Genomic DNA, 22701 nt, shown 5'->3' with positions numbered 1-22701 from the left:
ATTCTAAGTGACAATTCTTTTTCAGCGATTATCTCTTTATAAGCTTGAATCTCTCGCTGAAGGCGAAGAATCTCTTTGTCTTTATCAGAGTTACTAACGCTGGATGGGCTTGAAAAACCTCCTTTTTCGTACTGGGAAACCCAGTTATAAATGTTTGCACTCGAGACGTTAAACTCCTTAGATGTCTTAGCAGCTCCGTGTTCTTTGTAGTAATTCACTATGGTCAGTTTTTCCTCCTGGCTCCATGATTTTTGATGCTTTCCCATTGAATCACAAATTTAAAAGTTATACCCTAATTTGTGTCCAACTTTTTAGCGGGCTAGATTCGCTTTGATTCACGCAAAAACTTTTATTTCTCCTTTGCTACAAACGTTACGCCTCTACCGAGGCTACTTTGATTTACGCAAAAACTTTTATTTCTCCTTTGCTACAAACGTTGCGCCTCTAACGAGGCTACTTTGATTTCCGCAAAAACTTTTGATTAAATCTCTACAAACGTTGCGCCTCTACCGAGGCTACTTTGAACTCCTTAAAAACTTTTGGTTAATCAACGTTCTGTACCCTAATCGACGATTTGCTTGCTGCCACCCAAGTACAGTACGACCGTGCCAAATTAAACGGCGCAGGAACAAGCATTGAACTGGTTACGTACGACAACGCCAACCACTCTTTTGACGAAAAAACAACGAGCGACGATGCCGTAGCCAAAACCGCCGCTCGCACCAAAGTTTCAAGCTGGTTGGCGGTGACTTTGTAATCTTAATCGGTATAACGACATAAAAAAAGCGGGCTATACAGCCCGCTTTCCATGTTTATTTTAAGCAACGGTAACTCCGTTTTGTGCTTTATTACAAACCGCTAAAATCAAATGTTTCGAGGTATTTTGTTGTAAACATTCCCGATTGGAAGCCTGCATCGTCCATCAAGCGAATGTGGAAAGGAATCGTTGTTTTAATACCTTCAATTACAAACTCTTGCAAGGCGCGCTTCATCCTCGTTGTTACTTCTTCCCGCGACTGACCACTGACGATTACTTTCGCAATCATTGAGTCGTAGTTTGGTGGGATGGTATAACCTGCATACACGTGGCTGTCGATACGAACACCGTGTCCTCCAGGAAAATGCAACTGCGTAATTTTTCCTGGGCTTGGGCGGAAACCGTTGGCAGGGTCTTCGGCGTTGATACGGCACTCCATCGCGTACAGCTTTGGAGCGTAGTTTTGACCCGAAATGCGCTCACCAGCAGCTACTTTGATTTGCTCTTTAATAAGGTCAAAATCAGTCACTTCCTCCGTGATGGGGTGTTCTACCTGGATACGCGTGTTCATTTCCATGAAATAGAACTCGCCGTATTTGTCCACCAAAAACTCGATAGTTCCTGCTCCTTCGTAGGCAATCGCTGACGCTCCACGAATAGCGGCTTCGCCCATACGTTCACGAAGCTCGGGTGATACAATTGGTGACGGCGTTTCTTCGACCAATTTTTGGTGACGACGCTGAATCGAACAATCACGCTCCGAAAGGTGGCAAACGGTGCCGTACTGGTCACCAACTACCTGAATTTCGATGTGCCGGGGCTCTTCTACAAATTTCTCAAGATACAAGCCATCATTTCCGAAGGCTGCTCCTGATTCCATTTTAGCATCGTCCCATGCTTTCTGAAATTCACTTTCGTCTTTGATAATCCGCATCCCACGGCCACCACCACCCGCAGTGGCTTTAACAATCACAGGATAACCGATTCCCTTCGCAAGTTCTTTTCCTTCTTCAACCGATTCCAATAACCCTTCTGAACCAGGAATTACGGGAACTCCAGCGGCTTTCATGGTTGCTTTGGCGGTTGACTTATCCCCCATGAAGTTGATTTGCTCGGCCGTTGCTCCAATAAATTTGATACCATATTCGGCACAAATTCGCGAAAATTCCGCGTTTTCTGACAAAAAGCCGTAGCCAGGGTGAATGGCATCAGCATTGGTAATTTCCGCAGCAGAAATAATATTAGGAATACTCAAATATGATTGGCGGCTCGGAGGAGGGCCAATACACACAGCCTCGTCAGCAAAACGTACATGAAGGCTATCACGGTCGGCAGTGGAATACACCGCGACTGTCTTTATACCCATTTCGCGGCAAGTACGGATAATGCGCAGTGCAATCTCCCCGCGATTGGCGATTAGTATTTTCTTGAACATGAGTTTTTGGAAATTGTTAAGCAGGCTCTACCAAGAACAATGGTTGGTCGTACTCTACTGGAGTTGCGTTTTCAACCAATACTTTCACGATACGGCCTGAAACTTCAGATTCGATTTCGTTGAAAAGTTTCATTGCTTCCACAATACAAACTACTTTGCCCGTTGCTACTTCGTCGCCTACTTCCACAAACGAAGGCTTATCTGGCCCTCCAGAGCGGTAGAATGTACCAATCATTGGTGACTTAATGGTCAAATACTTCGAGTCATCTGCTTTGGCCGCAGGAGCAGGCGCTGCAACAGGAGCAGCAGCTACAGGGGCTGGCGCAGCTACTACGGGCGCTGCTACTGGAGCAGGAGCTGCCGCAGCGACCACCGTAGTGACAGCATTGCGTTTTACGCTTACTTTAAACTCACCAGTTTCGATATTGACCTCATCCAGGCTTGAGTGAGCAATGAAATCGAGTAGTTTTTGAATGTCTTTAATTTCCATTGTTGTTTGAAGTTAGGTTTTTTGGAGACTTACGTCTTACTTAACGCGTTCTGAGTACTCTCTGGTAGCCGTTTTGATGCGGATTTTATCACCTTGTTCGATAAACATTGGCACCATGATACGCGCTCCCGTTTCTACTTCTACTGCCTTGCGAGGGTTGTTGGCAGTATCGCCTTTAATGCCTGGCTCTGCATATACTACTTCCAAGTCAACTGTGGCTGGAAGTTCGCACGTGAGGGGTGCTTCGTTTTCGGTATTCAATAAAATTTCTACGACTTGGCCTTCCTTCATCAAATCAGCTCCATCAACCAATTTCTCGTCGATTGAAATTTGCTCAAACGACTCGTTATCCATGAAGTTGTATCCTGCTTCATCCTTATAAAGGAATTGAAACTCGCGACGCTCAACGCGCACAGGATAGATGGCAACGCCAGAGTTAAAGGTATTGTCCAACACTTTACCACTGGTAAGGCTTTTCAATTTTGTACGTACAAAAGCCGCTCCTTTACCAGGTTTAACGTGTTGAAACTCGACAATTTGAAACAAATCGTGGTTAAAATTAATTACTAATCCATTACGGATGTCTGCAGTTGTTGCCATTTTAGTATGAATCGTTAATTCATTAGATTGAAGGCTACGAATAACCCTAGCCTTTTATCGAAATTTGATTTTTGAGAATTGGGAAGTTCCCTCGTTAATACGCCCATTTTACATATACCGAACCCCACGTAAAGCCTCCTCCAAAGGCGGCAAAAATGAGATTATCGCCTTTGTTAAGTTGCGATTCATAATCCCATAAGCACAGAGGAATGGTTGCCGCAGTCGTGTTTCCGTATTTATGAATGTTCAGCATCACTTTGTCCATCCCGACTTTCATGCGGTTAGCCGTTGCGGAAATGATGCGTTTGTTGGCTTGGTGAGGCACCAACCACGCCACGTCGTCACCTGAGAGGTGGTTACGCTCCATAATTTCAGCCGCAACGTCGGCCATATTGGTGACGGCAAACTTAAATACCGACTGACCATCTTGGTAAGCATAGTGCCAGCGCTTGTCGATTGTTTCGTGCGTGGGCGGGAAGCGGCTTCCTCCTGCTTTTTGGTGCAAAAATGGCTGACCAGCTCCGTCTGATTTGATAATGGTATCTAAAATTCCGAGTCCTTCGGTGTTGGGTTCGAGCAAAACAGCGCCTGCTCCATCCCCAAACAACACGCAGGTTGTACGGTCGGTGTAGTCAATAATAGCTGACATTTTATCCGCTCCTACCACAATCACTTTCTTGTATTTACCTGTTTCGATAAACTGCGAACCTACCGTCAGGGCATAAATAAAGCCCGAGCAAGCCGCCTGAATATCAAAACTTCCGATGGATTTAATGCCCACCATATCACAGATGAGGTTGGCTGTACTCGGAAATACAAAATCGGGAGTAGTTGTTGCACAAATCAACAAGTCAATATCACCTGCCGCAGTATTTGTTTTGGCCAAAAGCCCTTTTACTGCTTCGGCGGCCATGTGGGATGTACCCAGTCCTTCGCCTTTGAGGATATGCCGTTCTTTAATACCTGTACGGGCCGTAATCCACTCGTCGTTGGTATCTACCATTTTCTCCAACTCAGCGTTGGTTAGTACATAATCGGGTAAGTATCCTTGTATCCCCGTAATAGCCGCGCGAATTTGACTCATTTTTTACTTTGATATAAGTGATTAGGTCTCACCTCTTTATAACTCAGAGGGACGACGATAAAGGTGGTTTCAACTCAATGCTTTGGCAATATGGACATGGATTTGAGCTTCCACTTGTTTGCAAGCCCAAGTAATCATGTTTTTGATAGCTGTTGGTGACGAAATACCGTGTGCAATCATCACATTGCCGTTTACGCCCACGATGCTACTTCCTCCCACCGCTTCGTAGTTCATTTTGTCGATGTAGTCATCTTTGATACCTCGTTCGCTGGCGACCGTGTAAAACGACTCAGCGAGTTTGAAAAGGGCATTTCCCGTAAAACCATCCGTAATGATTACGTCGGCCTTGTCATCGAAAAAGTCGCCGCCTTCCATGTTACCAACGAAGTTGATACGATTATTTTCTTTCAAAAGCTGGTGTGCTGCTTGAGCTACGAGTGAGCCTTTTTGTTCTTCTTCACCAATGTTCATCAACGCCACGCGTGGTTTGTCGATGCCAAAGGTATATTGAGCGTAGATTGAACCAATCACGCCAAATTGTTCGAGCACTTCTGGTTTGCAGTCGGCGTTGGCGCCAATATCAAGCATGGCAGCGTATCCTCCTTTCTTCTGAGGGACAAGCCCAACAATTGCGGGGCGGATAATGCCTTCAATCGCTTTGATGCTAAACAAAGCACCTACGTGCATCGCTCCCGTGTTACCTGCGCCACAAAAGATGTCTATATTCTTTTCTTTGAGTAACTTAAACCCAATTGAAATGCTCGAATGAGGTTTTTGGGATAAGGCTTTAGTGGGGTGTTCACCCATCTCTACCACGTCTTCTGCGTGTACAACCTCAATCTGCGAGCCTTGATAGCCGTACTTAGTCACTAACTGATTGACGATGTCTTGTTTGCCGATAAGCACCAGCTGGACATGGGTCGGTAAATTAGCCGCTGCTAAGACAGCACCTTCGACAATTGCCTCGGGGGCGAAATCCCCTCCCATTGCATCTATTCCTATTTTCATTTTTCTATTGTAGGTATTGGGTAGTAAGAGGCTGTAAAAATAGTAGATAAGCAATACTAAAAAAGCATTTCATCGCAACTTTCTATACAAGTTGTGATGAAATGCTTTCATATACAATGCTTTATAAACTAGACTTTTGCGTAGCCTTCTACTACAACTTTGCCTTTATAAACCAAATTACCCTCAAAAACGTGGGCGCGGTGCATTACGTGTACTTCGCCTGTTGTTGGGTCAGTAGAAAGAGCCTTGCCCGTCAATGCGTCGTGCGTACGGCGCTTGTCACGGCGTGTGCTTGAGTGTCTTCGTTTGGGATGTGCCATTACCTTATGTCTTTAATTAATTGTTCGTTTGCTATTTATAAATACTTAAAAAAGTGCGTATTAATTGCCTTTTAGCTTTTTTAGGGCTGCCCAGCGCGGATCGTCATCTTCGGGTTCTTCTGGTGTTTCTTCCTCGGGGGTTTGATAAACCAAAATTCCGTCAATTTCTTCATCGTCTTCTATTTCCTCCTCGTCGGTTCGGAATCGTGGATGAAGTTTTTTCATTGGCAATGCCAATGCGATGTACTCAAAAATATGACTGGCCACATTGATACGAACCGTGTCTTGACGAATGAGTTCTATTTCGTCAGAAAGCTGCTCGTTGTGGTCGCCAAACTTTAAAATGAGCCGTTCCTGAATGTCTAAAGGCTCTTCAAATACCTCAAGACTGCGATCACAAACCAATTCTACTTTCCCAACAATGTGGAAAGAAAGCATCAGCATCGTAGCCGATTTGTCCAGTTTTAAATGGGTTTTAAAATGCCCACTTTCAATGAGTTCTTGCTCCAGCTCTTCAAAAAACTCGTTTTTAGACTCAAAATCAAAAACATATTGCTTTTCTTTTAAGCCGTAAATGTCTATGTCGTACTGTGTTAGCGCTTTCACTTCTCTGTCAAAATGGGCTGCAAAGTTAGAATTAATTATTAATATTCACAAGTCAAAAAAAGTTTCTGCTGCTTTTTAAAGGTTTTTTCCAAAAGCCAGCGGCTTTCTGTTCTTCCAACTACATTATAAACCACTTATCCTGCAAATCGTTCCGTTTATCCTAATCGCGCAACTTTTTGGGGTCGTTGCTGCATCTTGCTATCGAAATCAGTTCTTAAACTAAACAAATTTATAGCCATGAAAACGTTCATCTTCGCTCTTGCCTTCGCTGCTTCATTCAGTGCTTTCGCCCAAGACTCAGACAATTATTCTGAGAAAAAAAATAACTCCAAAGTGTATTATACCAAAGGAGGAAATGCCAGTTTGCTCTCCTTTGCCCAAGTTACCCGCGACGGTGAAGAGGTGTCAACGATTCCACGTTTTACCATGTTTTTCAACATTGGTACCAACGCCAACGTAGATTTAGGCAACCACTTGGGCCTTTTTGCAGGTTTGAATTTGACCAACATCGGGATGATTACCGAAGAAACAATCGTTGGAACCGTCAAAACCGACGTCTTTAAATACAAACAACGGGTGTATGCTTTGGGGGTTCCTGTGGGTATCAAAATCGGTGACCTTCGTAAGTTTTATGTCTATGGTGGTGCTGAAGCCGCGTATGCTATTAACTTCAAGCAAAAAACATTTATCAACGGCGAAAAAGTCGATAAATTCAACGAGTGGTTTAGCAATCGTTCCAATCCATTTATGCCTGCTGTTTTTGCAGGATTTCAAACCAAAAGCGGTTTTGGGTTGAAAGTTCAATATTATCTCACCGATTTTTTGAATCCCGATTTTTCAGAAAATGGCGTGAAACCTTATGCCAACACAGAGTCAAAAATTTTCTTTGTGACGTTGGGGTATAATTTTGGGAAGAAATAACATTTGCGTCAGAGACGCGAAGCCATTTTTGTCCCAAAGCGCAGTTTGGGACAAGCGATAGAAGCCATTTTTGTCCCAAAGCGTAGTTTGGGTCAGGCGAAACAAAAGAAAAGGGGGCTTGAATCTCAAAGCTGAGTTTCAAGCCCCTTCTCTATTTCACTCATTCGTAATTCGTAATTCCTTCATTCATAATTCCCAATTCCCTCATTCGTAATTCCCAACTCTCTCATTCGTAATTCGTTTTACGCTTCTTGTTCTTTTACCAAAAAACAAGACCCCGCTGCAAATAACATACAAACCCCTGCCAAAACGAGGGCATTGCGTGGGTCATCGCCAAGAAGCGTTTTGTAGAAAATAGGCACTGTCAACATGCCGATAAATTGAGGTACGCAGATAAAGCCGTTGAAAATCCCCATATATACGCCCATTTTTTCTTTAGGCACAGCGGCAGCCAACATCAAATAAGGCATTGACATGATAGAGCCCCACATCAAACCAATGATGGTCATTCCTGCGAGATATACCATTTTATCGTTGGAAAGCAATGTCATAAAAAAGCCCATTGCCCCGAGAACCAGAAACAATGCGTGCGTTCCGCGTGAACTTCCCACCATTTTTACGATTCGAGGAATAAAAAAGGAAATCACTGCACAGGATACGCTAAACATGGCAAAACATAAACCTCCCCATTTTGTTCCTTCCTCAAAACCCGTAGGATTAGAAACGGCATCGGGGGCGTTGAAGGCGTATTTGGCCACAGAAAGCGATAAATATTGCCACATCAACGGAAGCCCGTACCACGTAAAGAATTTCACCCACCAAAGCTGACGCATCACGGTAGGCATGGATGACAAAGGCGCTAAAATTTCTTTAAACACAGGAAGCATCAAAATCAAATAGCCTCCAATTAAAATGCCTAACCCCCACTGGAGTCCAGTCGCTAATCCTCCTGAAAAATACGCGAATCCGAAGCCCAAAATAGCGGCTCCCACGGCAAGCGATAGGTGCCAAAAGGAAATAGATTTTTTCTCTTCGTCGGTAAAAACATGCTTTTTCTTATAGTCATCATTTTCGGGTGGGTGCTCTTTGGTGGTACGCATGGTCCAGAAAACGGCAATCAAAATCGATGCAGCTCCGATATAAAAAGGATAACGAACCGAGTTAGGGATACCATTGGCAAGTTGCTCGTCGCTCAAAACCATCGAAATGCCCAGCAACGGCAAAATATACGGCATGAGGTTGGCGAGGGTTTGTCCAAAACCAACAAAAAACGATTGTACTGCAAAACCTACGGGGCGTTGTTTTTCATTGAGCATATCACCTACAAAAGCCCGAAATGGCTCCATGGCCGAGTTGAGACCCGCATCAAGCATCCACATCAACCCTGCGGCCATCCATACGGCCGAAGAATTGGGCATGAGAATCATGGCAAGGCTTCCAACAAGTGCCCCTACCAATATAAATGGACGACGACGCCCCCATTTGGGCGACCAACTGCGATCGGATACTGCGCCAATAATGGGTTGAAGTAGTAGCCCAGTGAGTGGGCCTGCGAGCCAAAGGCCAGGGATTGAAGCTTCGTCGGCACCGAGGTATCGGAAGATTGGACTCATGTTGGCCTGCTGTAATCCGAAGCCGTACTGAATGCCCAAAAATCCGAAACTCATGTTCCAAATTTGCCAAAAACTTAAATTGTTTTTTTCTTTCATCACTAGGTTAAGTTTAAAATCAAGTATTTCTGCAAGTATAGACAATTAGCAACGAATTGCAAACCTTCTGGTTTACATTTAAGTTATAAAAATTAGGATGAAAACAATAAACCACCTCCGCCGTTATCCCATGCAAAATCTTCTTGTAAGCCTTCTTTTTAGCCTGTTTTCAATTCAATCATTCGCGAATAAAATGCTTCCGAGTGCTATTTGGGGCTTTGGGCTGGTTGTAAGCAACCAGCCACACGAGAAAGACAGCAAACCACACACTGAAAATGGCGTTACGGTATCGGTGGAGGTATCCAATATTACACAAACAAGGGGAAGCCTTCGCATCGGAATTTTTCGGGAAGGAAATCCTTTTACGGGACCAAAAGCAAAGCCAGATTTCTTTAAAGTAGTACCGATTACCGCAGCAACGGCGCAGCAAGTGATCGTTAGCTTACCCGCAGGAAGGTACGTCATTGCGGTCTATCATGACCTCAACGACAACGATAAACTTGATAAAAATATAGTAGGCTATCCCAAAGAACCTTTTGGGTTTAGTAAAAATTTTAGGCCGATTCTTTCTGCGCCAAGTTTTGAGGACTGTGCCATTGAAATCAAGGAAAACAGCCCCCAAAACCGTCAGAAAATCAAGCTCATTGACTAGGTGTTATTTGAAAGGGACGACCACTTTGGTGATATCCCACTCCAAGACAAGAGCGGGCTGATTTTCGTCAAATGAAATTTCAAATTTTTCTACTGGAATCGAAGATATATTGACAGGCACATCCACTTGAAGAACGTCTGCACTTTCCTCGCGGCTTGCTTCTCCTCCGAAACTCACTCCCCAATCGTACATTTTATTGTTGAAGATAACTGTCCATTTGTCTTCTTGAGGAATCGTCCAAAGGGTGTATTTTCCTGCTGGTAGGGTTTTACCTTCAATGGTTAAGTCTTTATTGGTGGTAAAGGTCGTGGCCTCGTTGGCCCCCGTACGCCATACTTTACCGTAAGGCACCAATTCGCCAAAAATCTCGCGTTCTCGTTTAGAGGGGCGACAGTAAAACACCGACACTTCGGTACCGTCTTTTTTGTAATTAACCGTTGCTTCTGGGCTTGCTTTTTTGGTATTTGATTGCACAAACTTGAAAGCAATGAACAACACTACTGCTAGTACACCGACCACGATGCCTATCCATTTGAGGACTTTTTTCATAGGTAAAAGGGTTTATGTTACAAATAAAACGATACGTACTTAATTAAAAAACACTTCGTCCACAAATACCCAAGCGGGTTGTCCTTTGCCACCGTGCCATTCGGGGAGTTTGGCTACAGGTCGAGCAATCACCTTGATAAAAGTATAGCTACCTTCTTTTACCTTAGTCTCGATGGCCTCTATCCGCACGGCTTCGTTTTGGGTAGGCTGAACAGGATTTAGCTTCTGCATTAATTGGAGTTTAGTACGGTCGTTTCCTGCCCACACTTCAATCGACGCTGGCGGAAAAATATACCCGCCTAAGTTTCGCCCTATGCTCAACATTACCGATTTGACGGGCGTTGGTTTGTCAAATACAAAAAGTGCTTCCAAGGGCTTTTCTCGGTAGCCCAACCATGCCTTGTTTTTAAAGTCGTTGGCCTCCCCTTTTTTGAAGTTTACCAGCGTTCCACCTCCTTCACCCATGTATTGTGGGTTAGGTTCGTTGAGCAATTCCACCGTTTTGGGGCGGTATCCTCCTTTGAAAAAAGTGTATTCGACTATATCGCTGGCGTACCATTTGTCTTTTACAGCCCGTGCTTTCACGATGGTGTAGCCGTTCAGCGCAAACGGTTTTTGATAAGCTGGTGCCGTCAGCGAATCAGGCAAAGTTCCGTCGGTGGTATAACGAATGGTGACACCTTTGAGGGGATGTTTAAACGAAACGGGGGTAGCATTGGTTAAAACCAAATTTTCGTTGACCAAAACAGGAGGATTGAGCTTCAATTTTTCGGCATCGATAGGCACATAGCCCATTTCAAAGCGAATAGCAGGGTGTTGCTTTTGAAGTTCCTTAGCTTCGGCCTCCGAAATAGGGGTATTCCAGATAAACACTTCTTTAAGGGCTGGAAGTTTTGCCAATGCCGCCATACCTGCTTTTGTTTGTTTCGTTCCTGAAAGAGATAATGATTTCAACTTGGTCAACGATTGCAAATTCGACAAAGACGCGTCGGTAATGTCGGTATTGTTTAACACCAATTTTTCAAGTTGTTCAAACTGCCCGATGGTTTTCAGGTCTTCGTTTTTGACTGGCATATTTGACAAATTCAATGCCACCAACTGATCTTTGATTTCGGACAACTCTCCCAACTGTTCTTGCTTGTAAGCTTGGCGCACAAAAAAATCGGTATGCAATGCGGGTGAGCCATTCGCAATTGGAAAAATAACGCGAAAAGGAGTGTTTAGCTTTTCAATCGTTTCTTCACTAGCAGGTTCAAAATCGTAGGTGGCTACCTGCGTCTCAGCGCTCTTTTCTTTGTTCAAAAAAGCCCTAATGGGGTCATTTGCGGCCAACTGCCCCACCTTCTGTTTGGTATTAGCACCTGCGTTAATCCAAGCCGTTAGTACCCCAATTTCGTCGGCTTCCAACTGTGCTTTGCCTTTGGGTGGCATGTGTTTTTTATCTTCCAATGGCAAATTTGCACGTTGAATAAGGTGGCTTTTTAGCGCATCACCTGCGACCCAAATAGGCCCATTTTTCCCTCCTTTAAGCAAGCCAGCAAGGGTTGTCATCAGCAACTCTCCTTTGGTTTTTTGTTCGTTGTGGCATTGGTAGCATTTGGTTTTCAAAATGGGTTGAATCGCCGCTTCAAAGACAGGGGTGTCGTCCGTAAAGGTCAATTGCGATGCTGCGTCGGCATTGGGAAACAGGTAGCCTTCGCCGTGGGTCAAACTTGCACCAAAATGCCCCGTCACGAACATAGCAACGGCACTAATCCCCAAAAGTGGCGTAAAAAGGCGCTGTTCTTGGGTCGTCTGGTACAAAGCCCAAAGACCATAGCACAAAAAACTCAACCCGATGCCCGTGTATTTATGCCAGCTGAGTACATCGGCGGTGTAGCCTTCTTCGCGCGACAAAAAGAAACCCATCAACGCAGCTACTGCGGCCGACAAAGCGGTTATTCCCAAAACAAATTTCATGAGTTTTGTAAAGCTTTCACCCGCAAACTCCCGCTTAAAAAGCCAAAGTAGTCCCACAATAACCAACAAGCCAATGGGCAAATGCAACAGCATCGGGTGCATTCGTCCGACGGGCTGAAGCCAAGCGGGCAGCATGACTTTTTCCTGAAAAATCAACAAAAACAACAATAATACATGAAGGCCAACCAGTAAATAAGATAGAAGGGTTTGGAAACGAAACATTTTTAAGTGTCGAGGTTAGAGGGCAGAATGTCGAATTTTAAGGCAGTCGCTCGGCTCTGCCGAGTGACGACTATTGGCAGGCTTCCAGCCTGCATCATAAATTACTTACTTTCAAAGGCGATTCAGCGCAGGCACTGCTAAATAAGTAATACCAAGGCTCTGTCACAATACCCGCCTTCACGGGGTTTTGATGAATATAATCTACTTTTTGTTGAATTACTTTATTAGAATATAACTCAATCGGGTGATTTGTTTTTTGCCAAAACATATACTCCGCATTTTGAGCGTAACGATTTGCAAAAAAATGGAACATGTACATCAGCCATTCTTTACGGCTTTCTTGTTCATTTTCTTGAATCAACCCTAGTAATCGTTTGGCTGTATAGCTTTTAAAATCGCGTAATAATTCGCTCAAAACTCCCTCATTTCGGCGGCAAATCAAATGGAGGTGACTTGGCATAATTACGTATTCAAAAACTTCCAACCCTTTTTTTTGCTGGCAATAAGCAAGGTTTTTGACTATTTCATCGCAATATTCTCGTCGTGTAAATACATCTATCCATCCTACAACCGTCAAAGTCACAAAATAGGTGGCCTCGGGTATATTTGCTTTACGAAGCTCAGACATGGTTTTTGTTACATTTTACGGCCAGAGGCCTTGTAGTAGTCGTCACTCGCAGGATGCGAGCGACTGCGTCGAACGATTGCAGTCGCTCGGCTCTGCCGAGTGACGACTATTAGCAGGCTTCCAGCCTGTTACGCAATTAGCCCAGGCAATACTTTTCCAGCCAAGTCAGTCAGGCGATAGCGGCGACCAAGGTGCTTGTAGGTAAGTTTTTCGTGATTAATCCCCATTAAGTGCATCACCGTAGCGTGAAAATCGTTGATATGAACAGGGTCACGAACGATGTTATACCCAAAATCATCCGTTTGGCCATAGACTGTCCCAGGTTTTACGCCTCCGCCCGCCATAAACGTGCAATAAGCCCGTGGATGGTGGTCGCGGCCGTAGTTATCTTTGGTGGATGTTCCTTGTCCGTAGTTGGTACGCCCAAATTCTCCTCCCCAAATCACCAATGTTTCGTCGAGCAGGCCACGTTGTTTCAAATCGGTAATCAAAGCCGCTGAAGCACGGTCGGTATCTTTGGCTTGCAATGGCATTTCACCGACCATATTTCCGTGCTGATCCCAGCCTTGGTGATACAACTGCACAAAGCGCACCCCTGCTTCCGAAAGTTTACGTGCCAACAAACAGTTAGCGGCAAACGTCCCTGGTACCAAACACTCGGGGCCGTACATTTTTACAATGTGGTCAGGTTCTTTGCTCAAATCTGTCAACTCAGGAACGGCCGTTTGCATCCGATACGCCATTTCGTATTGCTGAACTTTAGCTTTGATTTCTGGATCACCAAAATCGTCGAACGCCATGTTATTCAGTTCTGCCAGATTATCAAGCATTTTGCGGTGCGACGCTCGGTCAGAATTTGCGGGGTTGTTGAGGTACAAAATAGGGTCTTCGCCGCTACTAAATACTACCCCTTGGTGTGTCGAATCCAAAAATCCGTTGGACCAAAGTTTAGAATACACCCCTTGTCCGTTTCCTTTCCCGCGCGACAACAACACCGAAAATGCGGGTAAGTTTTTATTTTCACTACCCAAACCATAACTCACCCACGAGCCCATGCTCGGCCGATTGCCCTGCTGTGCGCCCGTTTGCATAAAAGTCAATGCAGGGTCGTGGTTGATGGCCTCGGTATTCATGGTTTTAATCATGCAAAGGTCATCCGCGATGTTAGCAATGTTGGGAAACAATTCACTCATCCACATCCCTGACTGCCCATGTTGTGCAAATTTAAAGTAAGACCCTACCAACGGAAACTTCGCTTGGTTGGCCGTCATCCCCGTTAGGCGCTGCCCCATGCGTATCGAAGCGGGAAGCTCTTCGCCCGCCATCTTGTTGAGCAAGGGCTTATATTCAAAGCTTTCGTATTGTGAAGGAGCCCCGTTTTGGAACAAATAAATGACTCGTTTTGCCTTGGGTGCAAACTGAGCAATCCCCAAAGGCAGTTCTTCTACGTCATCACCTGCCCCCTTAAACAAATCAGGAACAAGCAAAGACCCCAATGCAACACTACCAATCCCCGCCGCCATTTTTCCCATAAAATGCCGACGGTTGACATTCAAACGGTTTTCAAAAAATTCGTTCTTATTCATAGTTCTAATGAATTGTTGTGTGTTCTTGCCCAGTTATTTCATAATCGCCTCTTCCAAATTATACATCATCAGGATGGATTGCATAAGGGCTGCTACCATAGGACGATTGGCGATTCGTGCTTGCGGACGTTCTCCTACACTCAGCAGTTTCGCTGCTTTTTTGGGGTCTTTGGCAAACACCGATTGCTCACTTTCAAAATATTTTTCGAGCACACTGAGTTCTTTATCTTTTCCAGTTCGGCACACCACGATGCGAAATGCTTTCTTGATTTTATCCTCGTCGGGTATTTTTTCAACGGCTAATTTCTCAGCCAAAACCCTAGCAGACTCAAGTACAACAGGATCGTTGAGCATTACCAATGCCTGAAGTGGTGTATTGGTTCGGGAACGTTTCACCTCGCATTGGTCGCGGTTCGATGCATCAAAAATCAGCATCGACGGCGGCGGTACCGTCCGTTTGATAAAGACGTACATTCCTCTTCGGTAAAGGCTATCACCGTGGTCTTGAATGTAGCTTTTAAGGCTTCCACGCCCCGAAGTCGCTACCTCCCACAAGCCCTTTGGCTGGTAAGGTTTGACGCTTGGCCCACCAATGGCAGGACTGAGCAGCCCGCTTGTAGATAACACAAAATCGCGCACTAGCTCTGCCGAAAGTCGCATTCGAGGGGCACGCGCCAGCAACACATTTTCTGGGTCTTTCGCCAAGTGTTCTTTCGTTATCACTGCCGACTGTCGATAGGTTGCCGACATCACAATTTGTTTCACCAAACGCTTAATGTTCCAATCGTGGGTGCGAAAATCCACCGCCAACCAGTCTAACAACTGCGGATGTGAAGGCAACTCTCCTTGCATTCCAAAATCGCCAACAGTTTTGACAATGCCACGTCCAAAGAACTCCTGCCACACCCGGTTGACAAACACCCGCGCCGTTAGAGGGTTTTTCGCATCAAGCATCCACTGGGCAAGCCCTAGGCGGTTTTCGGGGTATTTTTTGGTATCAAAAGGCAATAAGAATTTTGGCATTTGGGCCTCAACCACATCGGTCGGTTGGTCATAATTACCGCGTCCCAACACGTGCGTTTTCCGCAACGTGTCCAAATCTTGCATTACCATGACCGTCACATCGGCGGTATCGGTTTTGTTGACAAAGGTCAGAATACTCTTGACGTCTTTGGTCGTCAACTTGAGGTTTGGAGGGTCGGCGAAGGAAGCATCAATGGTTCCTACCAATCCTTTTTCGGGAACTTGATTGAAAAAGGCAAAAGCACTGTAATAATCTTTTTGTAGAATGGGGTCGTACTTGTGATCGTGGCATTTGGCACATTCGTAGGTCATAGCCAAAAACGTTTTCCCAAATGTATTGGTACGGTCGGTTACGTACTCAATACGGTATTCTTCGTCAATCACCCCACCTTCTTGCGTGATTTTATGATTACGATTAAAACCCGTCGCCAGCAATGCCTCTTTGATTAGGGGATTGGCGGGATTGCCCTTCTGACGTTTTACAATCAAATCCCCCGCAAGTTGCCACGTCAAAAATTTGCTGTAGCTGTAATTTTGGTTAAAAGCATGAATGACCCAATCGCGCCAAGGCCACATTGTTCGTAGTCCATCGTCTTGATACCCGTGCGAATCGGCATAGCGAGCGGCATCCAACCACGGAATCGCCATTTTTTCACCGTAGTGTTTTGAACTCAACAACTCATCCACCACTTTTTCATACGCATTCGGCGATTCATCTTTCAAAAAGCGCTCCTGTAACTCAAGCGATGGAGGAAGGCCCGTAATATCCAAGGCCGCCCGTTTCAAAAGCCGTTCTTTATCAGCTTCTTCGTTGGGCTTTAGGCCATTCTCTTCCATTTTAGCCAATGTAAAATAGTCGATGGAGTTTTTAGGCCAAGCATCGTTGTCAACGTTGGGCAATTTGGGCCTTTCTGGTGCAATAAACGCCCAGTGAGGTTTGTATTTAGCGCCTTGTTTAATCCACTTTTCAATCAGTGAAATCTCGTGTTCGCTCAGTTTGAGGTTGGATTCCAAAGGCGGCATAATTTCGGCCGTATCTTTGGTAATAATCCGCAGCCACACCGCCGACTCATCGGGTTTACCTGGAACAATCGCGTGAAGTTTGGCATTGTCTTTCAGCGCGGCGTAAGCGGCTTCTTCGGTGTCCAAACGCAAATCGGCCTCCCGTTTGTTAGCATCTGGGCCGTGGCATTTAAAGCAACGATCCGAGAGAATCGGTCGGATGTGATAGTTATAGTCAACCTCGTCAGGAACAGAAGCTGCCGACGTGCTACCTCCATTCAGAAAGCAAGCAGTAGTCACACAACTAACTGCAATGCCTACTCCTACTAAAAGCCTGTTTTTGAACAGGTAAGCAAGTATTTTTCGATTCATTTTCACGATAAAGGCAGGAACAGTTTATAATAAGTACAAATATATTTTAAAAAATATTAAAAACTGTTTCCTACTCACTTTTCGTAAATGTTTTACCCGAACATGACCTTACGATAAATATCTTCCAAAGTAATTATACAGTCTCCAATTTGAAGAGTAGTATCATTTTCATTGTAGGTATGACTTAACCACTCCGCTTCACTGAGTTTTTTGATGACTTCCACTTTTTTCTTTTTCGATGACACCAGTACATATTCTCGGAATGACGGAATAGTTTTGTAACAATCGAATTTCTCTAATCTATCATAGGCTTCTGTAGAGTCAGACAGAACCTCAATAATGATTTCAGGGTTTTCTAACGCTTCCAATCCATTTGGGGCCTTCTCATATACAGGTGTTTTACAAACAATCACCAAATCAGGAAAAACATATTTTTGGCACCCTTCGATTTTGATGAGTTGATCACTATTCAACACGATACATTCCCCTGTTCGTAAGCAATTTTCCAGCGCAGTAGAAAGCGTGATACATAGTCGATTATGCGCAGGCTGGGCACCTGCCATAGCAACTACCTCGCCTGCATGGTATTCCAGTTTAACGTCAGATTTTTGAAGTAAGTCGAAGTATTCTTCAAGAGTAACAAAAGTGGCCGTTTGCATACATCTATGTTTTTATCAAAAATATGAAAATCAACACATTTTAGCAATAGCTAACGCGACACATACTTATGGCAAACATGCGATTTTTGTTACCTTTGGCATCTATTAGATGAACAATTTTGACAAAACTGTACATCATCTCAACTATAAAGAGTTTATCGTTGTTGAGATTGATGTAATGTATTAGAGTTTTAAATGAAAATTTACTGGCGCATTTTACAGTACGCCCGCCCGCTTAGCCGATACGTAGGGCCGTACTTTTTTACCTCTTTATTGGGTAGCTTGTTTGGGGTACTCAATTTTACACTGATTCAGCCTTTACTAGATGTTCTTTTTGGGAAAGCAAAAATTCCGTCTCAATTGGTTTTTCCTTCTTTCCGCTTCGACGCAGCCTATTTGGTCGATTTGTTCCAATATTACTTTGGGCACGCCATTCAGCAATACGGCAAACTCGGCGCGCTGCAATTTGTGTGCGGGGCTATTTTGTTGTGCGTTTTTCTGGCCAACGTTTTTAAATACCTTTCAATACGAATCATTGAAAATTTCAAAGCGCACACCGTAGCCCAGCTGCGCCAAGCGGTCTTTGACAGTGCCATTCGTTTGAGTCTTTCATTTTTCTCCAACGAACGCAAAGGCGACCTCATTTCCCGCGTTACTACCGACGTTCAGGAAATTGAAAACTCGCTCGGGCGGGCTTTTAGCGCGTTGTTCAAAGAGCTGTTTACGCTCATTTTTTACTTCGTCACACTGTTTGCGATGTCGGTAAAATTGACTTTTTTTACTTTGATAGTCATTCCTCTTTCGGGAATTATCATTGGAACCTTAGCCAAAAAACTCAAGGAATCGGCCTCGGAAGTTCAGCAGCGTTTGAGTAATATCATCAGCGTGCTCGACGAAACCTTCGGGGGCATTCGGGTGGTAAAAGGTTTTAATGCCGAAAAAGTCATTCGTCGCCGTTTTGAAGAAGAAAACCAAGGCTATCGCCATTCCTTGTTGCGCATGGTGTTTCGTCAAGAACTGGCTCCGCCAATGTCGGAATTTATGGGGGTTTCGGTCGTTGCAGGTATCTTGCTTTATGGTGGCTCGATGGTACTTTCTGATAATTTTGAGCTTTCGGCCTCTACCTTCGTGACGTACATCATCATTTTTTCGCAGGTGTTAAGGCCTGCCAAAGAAATTTCTAACGCCATCAGTGGTATCCAACGCGGAGTAGCCTCGGGCGAGCGCATCATGCGCTTGATTGACATGCCTTTGGAAGTTCAAGATGCGCCCAATGCCCAGCAGTTCAAGCAGTTTAACTCAGCAATTGAAGTAAAAAACCTTTCGTTTGAGTACGAAAAAGGAGTTCCTGTATTGCAAAACATTTCTTTTTCACTCAAAAAAGGCAAAACCGTTGCACTTGTAGGCTCGTCGGGCGGGGGTAAATCAACGATTGCCGATATGATTCCCCGTTTTTATGACCCTACTGACGGGCAAATTTTGATTGATGGGCTGGATTTACGTTCCATCACCACAAAATCGCTGCGCGACCAAATGGGGATTGTAACGCAAGAATCTATTCTTTTCAACGATACGATTTTTAACAACATCGCTTTTGGCACCGAAGCCACCGAAACAGAAGTGATGGCAGCGGCTAAAATCGCCAACGCCCACGATTTTATTCTGGAACAGCCCGACAGTTACCAAACGGTTATTGGCGACCGAGGCACCAAGCTTTCGGGTGGTCAACGGCAGCGTTTGAGCATTGCAAGAGCAATTTTGAAAAATCCTCCGATTTTGATTTTAGACGAAGCAACTTCGGCCCTGGACACCGAATCTGAAAAGTTGGTGCAAGAAGCTTTGACTAATTTGATGAAAAACCGCACGACCTTGGTCATTGCGCACCGCCTCAGCACCATTCAGCACGCCGACGAAATATTGGTATTAAGCGGTGGAAAAATCATCGAACGCGGTACGCACGACGAGCTTTTGAAGGAAGAAAAAAGCTTTTATCGGAAGTTAAGCTTAATGCAAAGCTAAACTTCCGATACTGAACCGTTTGCGGCTATTTCCCCTTCCAGTCCATCCATACTTTCATGCGGCCCGCTTGGCGGTTGTCCCACGAATAGTAGGGAATCAACGTAAAGCTATCACTCCCGTTTTGGGCCTTAATGGTGGTTACACCTCCAAGCAAAGCAGGTTCAAACGCCGTAGTAAATTGGGTTTTGGGTGAAAGAACGATCTGGTCGTAGTCCAAATGACGATTGTCTTGTTCTTCAATGCAATACACAAGCGGGCCACGTTGAATCGCACGTTTCCCTACGTTGGCTTGCACGCGAGGGTCAGCCGCGACAACTTTTACAGGCATATCCATGCGAAGTTTCAACACATCGTTTTTAGTCCAAGTGCGAGCAACCGTCACGTAACCCTTGTCCGATACTAAATTAGGCACCACTTTCCCGTTGACTTCCACCGTGTATTTTTCACACCAAGCGGGAATTCTTAATTTAACCCCAAAGTCAACTTTGCTGCTGTCGGACACTACTTTGAGCTCTACTTCGCCCGCCCAGGGATAGTTGGTTTTTTGGGTAAACTTCACTTTGTTATTGCCTAATTTTACTTCGGTACTGCTCCCTACGTACAAATTCACCCAAAGTGTATTGGCCGAGGTGTTGTAAATATAGCCACCCACCGATGGCAACAAGCGCGATACGTTGCTGGGGCAACAAGCTGTCCCGTACCAAGGTTTGCGGTGGTGCATCCCAAACGAAGCCAGCGGATTTACGTAAAAAAACAAATTTCCCGTCAGTTGTACACCTGCCAGCGCACCGTTGTAAAGCGAACGTTCGAGTACATCCACATACTTCGATTCGCCCGAATAGAGGTTCATGCGCTGGTTCCAAAAAACCATTCCCACCGAAGCACAAGTCTCGCAGTAAGCCGATTCGTTGGGGAGATCATAGTCAATGGTAAAGCCTTCGTTTTTGGTCGAAGAACCGATTCCGCCTGTGATGTACATATTTCGCTCTACCACATCGGCCCATACGCGTTCGAGGGCTTGGGTGTAGCCACGGTCGCCCGTTTCGGCGGCTACGTCAGCCATGCCTGTGTAGAGGTACATGGCTCGTACGGCGTGGCCTTTGATGTCGTTCATTTCGCGGACGGGCACATCGTCTTGGCAATAGCGAGCGCCGTCGAAATTTTTATCTGTCCAAATCTGACCACGGCCATTTCCTTTGCCGCGCTGTTCAATCAACCAGTCGGCGAGTTTTAGGTAGCGATCGTTTTGGGTCGTATGGTAAAGTTTCACCAGCGCCAATTCTAATTCTTGGTGGCCCGTCACCCACGGACGATTTTGAAGCCGAAACGTAGAGTCAAAATGATTGGCAAATCGAATGGATACATCGAGTAGTTTTCGTTTTTGGGTTGCATCGTAGTAGGCCACCGCCCCCTCTATCAAATGCCCTAGACAATAGTCTTCGTGCTTTTCCATGTCGGTCCAGCGTTTGTCAAGTCCCTTGAGGGTATAGTACGTATTCAGATAACCATCAGGAAGTTGAGCGGCCGCAATCTTATCAATCCATTCGTCGGTTTTGGCTTCTAAGGCTTTGTCAGGCGTAGTTTTGAGGGTGTAAGCAATACCTTCAATGACTTTATAGACGTCCGAATCGTCAAAATAAATTCCTTTGTGTTGACCACTGCGTTTGGCGGCATTTTCAAAATTACGAATCCGCGCCGTTGAGTCTTCGGTGTAAGTCATGCACACGGGCAGCGTGGCCGAATGGACTTTCTCAATGCGAGGTTTCCAAAAAAAATCATTGACCGTAACCTGCGAAAAATTAACAGGTACAATTTGCCGCTGTGCTAATGAGTTAGTAGCCAAAGCGATAGTGGTGATGAAGAGATAAAAAGATGATTTCATGTAGAGGTAGATAGTTTTGCTAGGAAGAAAAGCGCAAAGGGAAAGATTTTTAATCGCTACCAGCCATAGTTTGGTGAAATCCAAGCAATGCAAATAAAAAAAGCCAGCCCCGTTATTAGGGACTGACCATGAAGAGTGAGTGGCATTCATTCCAAACCACATAGCTCACAATAGAATAAACACATAGAAAACATAGCTATCGTTTCTATGTGTTTATTCTATGTGGGCTATGTGGTTATCTATAAATTTTCGTACAACTAACCAATGCGATGATACTTAGCTAATCCCGAGTTCTTGGGCAAGTGCCTCAACGCGCTCGTAAAGTGCATCGACCTCGGTTTTCACTTCTGCCGTGCATTCTTCTACCTTGCGACGGGTATAAAGCGTGATTGGGAAACCACGTTTTTGCAAATAATACTTGGCTACTGTAGGATACGCATAGTGAATGACAGGCATGGTATCAATCAACAACTGCTGAACGCGGGCAATGCCTGCTTGCTGGTCAGGATTGTTATAGTTTGCGCATAGCCACACAATAACTTCTGGGAAGAAATTCCCCTGAATACACGATAACCCTGCCGAACCTGCTTGCAGCGATGCCACGGCGTGCTCCATATAGGCATCATATACGCCAAAACGCTGCCCTTGGGTGGCGGCGATTTTGCTTTTTACATTGTCAATGTCGAGTGAGGTGTCTTTGTGGTAAACTACCCGACCCGTCGCAGCTAATTCACCCAAATCTTTGGCCGTAACGAGACGTTTGTAAGGAACAGGACATTCGTACAGTCCATAAATTACGCCTGGCGTTAGGTGAAGAAGCTCGTTCATTCGCTCCATAAACACCTCGTCCGATTCGTTGGCATCAGCCAGCAAGCTGGTAATCACAATCACCGCTTGAATCCCCGTTGCGTAAATTTTCTTGGCAAACTCAGCCTGTTCAGCAATCGGTCCGCCAAACGTACCTGTCGCCACCACTGGCACGCGACCGTTGGCCACCTCCACTACGTGACGCGTAATGGCAAGGCGCTCGTCTTCGGTGAGTTCGTACATTTCGGACGAGAGGCAATTGGCAAAAAGACCCGCTGCTCCTGCTTGTAAATATAACTCAGTAAGTTGGGTCAAACCATCGAAATCAATCTCACCATTTTCTTTGAACGGGGTGAGCATCACAGGGATAAAGCCCTGTGGGAGTGTATCTTGCATATAGATTGGTGTATT

Annotated in this window: 21 protein-coding genes; 4 read left to right on the top strand and 17 right to left on the bottom strand. The window is 45.0% G+C overall.

Translation table 11 applies throughout. From position 1 onward, the window contains the following. Positions 1-266 (bottom strand): transposase (locus K339_RS0119995; protein ID WP_028525190.1); only part of this gene is annotated, 266 nt, incomplete at its 3' end. 308 nt (positions 267-574) lie between these two features. Here K339_RS0119995 and K339_RS0119990 point away from each other — a divergent pair. Further along, positions 575-757 (top strand): hypothetical protein, encoded by a 183-nt coding sequence (locus K339_RS0119990; RefSeq protein ID WP_028525189.1) that lies wholly within the window; start codon positions 575-577, stop codon positions 755-757. Positions 758-848: 91 nt separating this feature from the next. Here the strand turns inward: K339_RS0119990 and accC are convergent, their stop codons facing one another. From accC to K339_RS0119955, 7 genes are all read right to left on the bottom strand, one after another. Beyond that, on the bottom strand, positions 849-2192 hold the full coding sequence (gene accC, locus K339_RS0119985; protein WP_028525188.1) for an acetyl-CoA carboxylase biotin carboxylase subunit: 1344 nt from the start codon (positions 2190-2192) through the stop codon (positions 849-851). A gap of 16 nt (positions 2193-2208) precedes the next feature. Continuing rightward, on the bottom strand, positions 2209-2682 hold the full coding sequence (accB, locus tag K339_RS0119980; RefSeq protein WP_028525187.1) for an acetyl-CoA carboxylase biotin carboxyl carrier protein: 474 nt from the start codon (positions 2680-2682) through the stop codon (positions 2209-2211). A 36-nt stretch (positions 2683-2718) separates the two neighbouring features. Continuing rightward, positions 2719-3282, bottom strand: a complete 564-nt coding sequence (efp, locus tag K339_RS0119975) for an elongation factor P (RefSeq protein WP_028525186.1) — start codon at positions 3280-3282, stop codon at positions 2719-2721. A gap of 94 nt (positions 3283-3376) precedes the next feature. Further along, positions 3377-4366, bottom strand: coding sequence for a beta-ketoacyl-ACP synthase III (locus tag K339_RS0119970; RefSeq protein WP_028525185.1), 990 nt, complete (start codon positions 4364-4366; stop codon positions 3377-3379). A gap of 69 nt (positions 4367-4435) precedes the next feature. Beyond that, positions 4436-5374, bottom strand: coding sequence for a phosphate acyltransferase PlsX (gene plsX / locus K339_RS0119965; RefSeq protein ID WP_028525184.1), 939 nt, complete (start codon positions 5372-5374; stop codon positions 4436-4438). Positions 5375-5502: 128 nt separating this feature from the next. After that, entirely contained in the window at positions 5503-5694 is a 192-nt protein-coding gene (gene rpmF / locus K339_RS0119960; protein WP_028525183.1) for a 50S ribosomal protein L32, read from the bottom strand. A gap of 60 nt (positions 5695-5754) precedes the next feature. Further along, positions 5755-6300 (bottom strand): YceD family protein, encoded by a 546-nt coding sequence (locus K339_RS0119955; RefSeq protein ID WP_028525182.1) that lies wholly within the window; start codon positions 6298-6300, stop codon positions 5755-5757. 237 nt (positions 6301-6537) lie between these two features. Between K339_RS0119955 and K339_RS0119950 the strand changes: the two genes are divergently transcribed. Continuing rightward, the gene (locus tag K339_RS0119950; protein ID WP_028525181.1) at positions 6538-7221 is read left to right on the top strand and encodes a hypothetical protein; all 684 of its coding nucleotides are present in this window, start codon (positions 6538-6540) and stop codon (positions 7219-7221) included. Between the two features lie 242 nt (positions 7222-7463). Here the strand turns inward: K339_RS0119950 and K339_RS0119945 are convergent, their stop codons facing one another. Next, positions 7464-8930 (bottom strand): MFS transporter, encoded by a 1467-nt coding sequence (locus K339_RS0119945; protein WP_028525180.1) that lies wholly within the window; start codon positions 8928-8930, stop codon positions 7464-7466. A gap of 97 nt (positions 8931-9027) precedes the next feature. Here K339_RS0119945 and K339_RS34260 point away from each other — a divergent pair, with 97 nt between their 5' ends. Further along, positions 9028-9582: a DUF2141 domain-containing protein gene (locus K339_RS34260; RefSeq protein WP_084332261.1), complete on the top strand. Its 555-nt coding sequence runs from the start codon at positions 9028-9030 to the stop codon at positions 9580-9582. 3 nt (positions 9583-9585) lie between these two features. Here the strand turns inward: K339_RS34260 and K339_RS0119935 are convergent, their stop codons facing one another. The 6 genes from K339_RS0119935 to K339_RS34255 form a co-directional block, all read right to left on the bottom strand. After that, positions 9586-10131: a DUF2911 domain-containing protein gene (locus K339_RS0119935; protein WP_028525179.1), complete on the bottom strand. Its 546-nt coding sequence runs from the start codon at positions 10129-10131 to the stop codon at positions 9586-9588. A gap of 39 nt (positions 10132-10170) precedes the next feature. Beyond that, a complete protein-coding gene (locus K339_RS0119930) occupies positions 10171-12312 on the bottom strand; it encodes an FN3 associated domain-containing protein (protein ID WP_028525178.1) in 2142 nt (713 codons plus the stop codon). Positions 12313-12406: 94 nt separating this feature from the next. Further along, entirely contained in the window at positions 12407-12940 is a 534-nt protein-coding gene (locus K339_RS0119925) for an REP-associated tyrosine transposase (RefSeq protein ID WP_028525177.1), read from the bottom strand. A gap of 128 nt (positions 12941-13068) precedes the next feature. Further along, on the bottom strand, positions 13069-14526 hold the full coding sequence (locus K339_RS0119920) for a DUF1501 domain-containing protein (RefSeq protein ID WP_028525176.1): 1458 nt from the start codon (positions 14524-14526) through the stop codon (positions 13069-13071). Positions 14527-14559: 33 nt separating this feature from the next. Continuing rightward, on the bottom strand, positions 14560-16923 hold the full coding sequence (locus K339_RS0119915) for a PSD1 and planctomycete cytochrome C domain-containing protein (RefSeq protein ID WP_028525175.1): 2364 nt from the start codon (positions 16921-16923) through the stop codon (positions 14560-14562). A 92-nt stretch (positions 16924-17015) separates the two neighbouring features. Then, complete coding sequence (locus K339_RS34255) at positions 17016-17582, bottom strand: Uma2 family endonuclease (protein WP_051398131.1); 567 nt, start codon at positions 17580-17582, stop codon at positions 17016-17018. A 195-nt stretch (positions 17583-17777) separates the two neighbouring features. Between K339_RS34255 and K339_RS0119905 the strand changes: the two genes are divergently transcribed. After that, complete coding sequence (locus K339_RS0119905) at positions 17778-19601, top strand: ABC transporter ATP-binding protein (RefSeq protein WP_028525174.1); 1824 nt, start codon at positions 17778-17780, stop codon at positions 19599-19601. Positions 19602-19626: 25 nt separating this feature from the next. Here K339_RS0119905 and K339_RS0119900 read toward each other — a convergent pair whose 3' ends face one another. Continuing rightward, positions 19627-21483, bottom strand: a complete 1857-nt coding sequence (locus tag K339_RS0119900) for a glycoside hydrolase family 127 protein (protein WP_028525173.1) — start codon at positions 21481-21483, stop codon at positions 19627-19629. Positions 21484-21759: 276 nt separating this feature from the next. Then, on the bottom strand, positions 21760-22686 hold the full coding sequence (locus K339_RS0119895) for a dihydrodipicolinate synthase family protein (protein ID WP_028525172.1): 927 nt from the start codon (positions 22684-22686) through the stop codon (positions 21760-21762). Between the last annotated feature and the right edge of the window lie 15 nt (positions 22687-22701).

The organism is Runella limosa DSM 17973, assembly GCF_000482465.1.
Lineage (GTDB): Bacteria > Bacteroidota > Bacteroidia > Cytophagales > Spirosomataceae > Runella > Runella limosa.
Note: the sequence above shows the minus strand (reverse complement) of the source record. Positions and strands in the feature narration are given on the sequence as shown.